1 tRNA gene and 2 rRNA genes are annotated in these 3,207 nt (G+C 55.8%); all 3 read left to right on the top strand.

Features of this window, described 5'->3' with window-relative positions:
- Positions 1-141: 141 nt before the first annotated feature.
- The 3 genes from CFR78_RS15880 to CFR78_RS15870 all read left to right on the top strand — a co-directional run bounded on the left by CFR78_RS15880 (position 142) and on the right by CFR78_RS15870 (position 3,207).
- Positions 142-2,880 (top strand): 23S ribosomal RNA (locus tag CFR78_RS15880).
- Between the two features lie 113 nt (positions 2,881-2,993).
- Positions 2,994-3,109, top strand: a 5S ribosomal RNA gene (gene rrf / locus CFR78_RS15875).
- 21 nt (positions 3,110-3,130) lie between these two features.
- Positions 3,131-3,207, top strand: a tRNA-Met gene (locus CFR78_RS15870).

The following is a 3,207-nucleotide window of genomic DNA, read 5'->3' as shown; positions in this document are numbered from 1 at the left end:
GGGCGTGAGCGTTCATAAGCGATAAGTTAAGTGTTGATTGTGTGAATGCACTGCACTTTCTCTGTGCGGGTGCTGGCTGCCTGGCCTTCTGGTCTTCTGACTGGTGGGGTCTGGGTGGATGGCTCCTGTGCATGTGTGGGCAATGAGCGCGATAAGGGCATTCGGTGGATGCCTTGGCACCAGGAGGCGATGAAAGACGTGGCACGCTGCGAAAAGCCATGGGGAGCCGCGAGCAGGCTTTGATCCGTGGATATCTGAATGGGGCAACCCACCCAGCGATGGGTATCATGTTCTGAATACATAGGGACATGAGGCGAACCCGGGGAACTGAAACATCTAAGTACCCGGAGGAAAAGACATCAATTGAGATTCTGCTAGTAGTGGCGAGCGAACGCGGAACAGGCCCGTGATGATTGTGGAAGAAGCAGAACGGAATGGAAAGTCCGGCCAGAGCGGGTGATAGCCCCGTATGCGTAGTGTCCACAGTGATCCTTGAGTAGGGCGGGACACGTGAAATCCTGTCTGAACATGGGGGGACCACCCTCCAAGCCTAAATACTCCCTGGTGACCGATAGCGAACAAGTACCGTGAGGGAAAGGTGAAAAGCACCCCGACGAGGGGAGTGAAAGAGACCTGAAACCGAATGCCTACAAGCAGTCGGAGCCTCTTATGGGGTGACGGCGTACCTTTTGTATAATGGGTCAGCGAGTTTCTGTTTGCAGCAAGCTTAAGCCGGTAGGTGTAGGCGCAGCGAAAGCGAGTCTGAACAGGGCGACGAGTTGCTGGCAGAAGACCCGAAACCGAGTGATCTAGCCATGGCCAGGCTGAAGGTGCGGTAACACGCACTGGAGGGCCGAACCCACGCCTGTTGAAAAAGTCGGGGATGAGCTGTGGCTAGGGGTGAAAGGCCAATCAAACTCGGAAATAGCTGGTTCTCCGCGAAATCTATTGAGGTAGACCGTCTGGTATTACCCCGGGGGGTAGAGCACTGGATGGGCTAGGGGGGCCCAAAGCCTTACCAAACCTAACCAAACTCCGAATACCCGGAAGTATGAGCCAGGCAGACAGACAGTGGGTGCTAAGGTCCATTGTCGAGAGGGAAACAGCCCAGACCACCAGCTAAGGCCCCCAAATCGTGGCTAAGTGGGAAAGGATGTGGGGATTCCAAAACAACCAGGAGGTTGGCTTAGAAGCAGCCATCCTTTAAAGAAAGCGTAATAGCTCACTGGTCTAATAGAAACCCTGCGCCGAAAATGTAACGGGGCTCAAGCCACGTGCCGAAGCTGTGGGTGCATTCTATGAATGCGCGGTAGCGGAGCGTTCCGTAGGTCTGTGAAGGAGACGGGGTGACCCTCTCTGGAGATATCGGAAGTGCGAATGCTGACATGAGTAGCGACAAACAGTGCGAGAAACACTGTCGCCGAAAGTCCAAGGGTTCCTGCGCAAGGTTAATCCGCGCAGGGTGAGCCGGCCCCTAAGGCGAGGGCGAAAGCCGTAGTCGATGGAAACCGGGCAAATATTCCCGGGCCTGCCAGAAGTGACGAATACGATATGTTGTCGGGTCTTAACGGATTGATCCGGCTTTTGGAGTATTCCAGGAAATAGCTCTGGCATATAGACCGTACCCGAAACCGACACAGGTGGACTGGTAGAGAATACCAAGGCGCTTGAGAGAACGATGCTGAAGGAACTAGGCAAATTACTTGCGTAACTTCGGGATAAGCAAGACCCGTCAGTGGGCAACCATTGGCGGGTGGCACAGACCAGGGGGTAGCGACTGTTTAGTAAAAACACAGGGCTGTGCGAAGTCGAGAGACGACGTATACGGCCTGACGCCTGCCCGGTGCCGGAAGGTTAAGAGGAGGTGTGCAAGCACTGAATTGAAGCCCCGGTAAACGGCGGCCGTAACTATAACGGTCCTAAGGTAGCGAAATTCCTTGTCGGGTAAGTTCCGACCTGCACGAATGGCGTAACGACTTCCCCGCTGTCTCCAGCATCGGCTCAGCGAAATTGAATTCCCCGTGAAGATGCGGGGTACCCGCGGTCAGACGGAAAGACCCTATGAACCTTTACTGCAGCTTTGCAGTGGCATCAGAGACATTCTGTGTAGGATAGGTGGGAGGCTTTGAAACCGGGGCGCCAGTTCCGGTGGAGCCATCCTTGAAATACCACCCTGACTGTTTCTGATGTCTAACCGAGGCCTGTTAGCCAGGTCCGGGACCCTGCATGGTGGGCAGTTTGACTGGGGCGGTCGCCTCCCAAAGTGTAACGGAGGCGCGCGATGGTGGGCTCAGGTCGGTCGGAAACCGACTGTCGAGTGCAATGGCATAAGCCCGCCTGACTGTGAGAGTGACAGCTCGATCAGAGACGAAAGTCGGCCATAGTGATCCGGTGGTCCCGCGTGGAAGGGCCATCGCTCAACGGATAAAAGGTACTCTAGGGATAACAGGCTGATCTCCCCCAAGAGTCCACATCGACGGGGAGGTTTGGCACCTCGATGTCGGCTCATCACATCCTGGGGCTGGAGCAGGTCCCAAGGGTTCGGCTGTTCGCCGATTAAAGTGGTACGTGAGCTGGGTTTAGAACGTCGTGAGACAGTTCGGTCCCTATCTGCCGTGGGTGTTGGAGACTTGAGAGGATTTGTCCCTAGTACGAGAGGACCGGGATGAACATACCTCTGGTGCACCGGTTGTCGCGCCAGCGGCACAGCCGGGTAGCTAAGTGTGGACGGGATAACCGCTGAAAGCATCTAAGCGGGAAACCCACCTCAAAACAAGGTCTCCCCAAGGGCCGTGATAGACCATCACGTCAATAGGCCAGGTGTGGAAGCGCAGTAATGCGTGCAGCTAACTGGTCCTAATCGCCCAACAGGCTCATTCCAAAGCCCCCTTAAAAGGGCAACACACATGCACAGCAGTCATCCACTCAACAACACTCAATAAAACACCAACCCATCCACTTCCTCTCTCCCCACCCAAGGGAAGACTGGATGACCTGGTGGCCATGGCGGGGAATGATCCACCCGATCCCATCCCGAACTCGGCCGTGAAATGCCCCAGCGCCCATGATACTGTGCCTTAAGGCACGGGAAAGTCGGTCGCCGCCAGGTCTTCCAGTCTCCCCTTACCACCGCGGGGTGGAGCAGCCCGGTAGCTCGTCAGGCTCATAACCTGAAGGCCGCAGGTTCAAATCCTGCCCCCGCAACCA

Origin of the sequence: Komagataeibacter rhaeticus (genome assembly GCF_003207855.1) — a bacterium.
Taxonomy (GTDB): domain Bacteria; phylum Pseudomonadota; class Alphaproteobacteria; order Acetobacterales; family Acetobacteraceae; genus Komagataeibacter; species Komagataeibacter rhaeticus.
The sequence above is the reverse complement of the archived record's forward strand: the minus strand, read 5'-3'. Positions and strand labels throughout refer to the sequence as shown.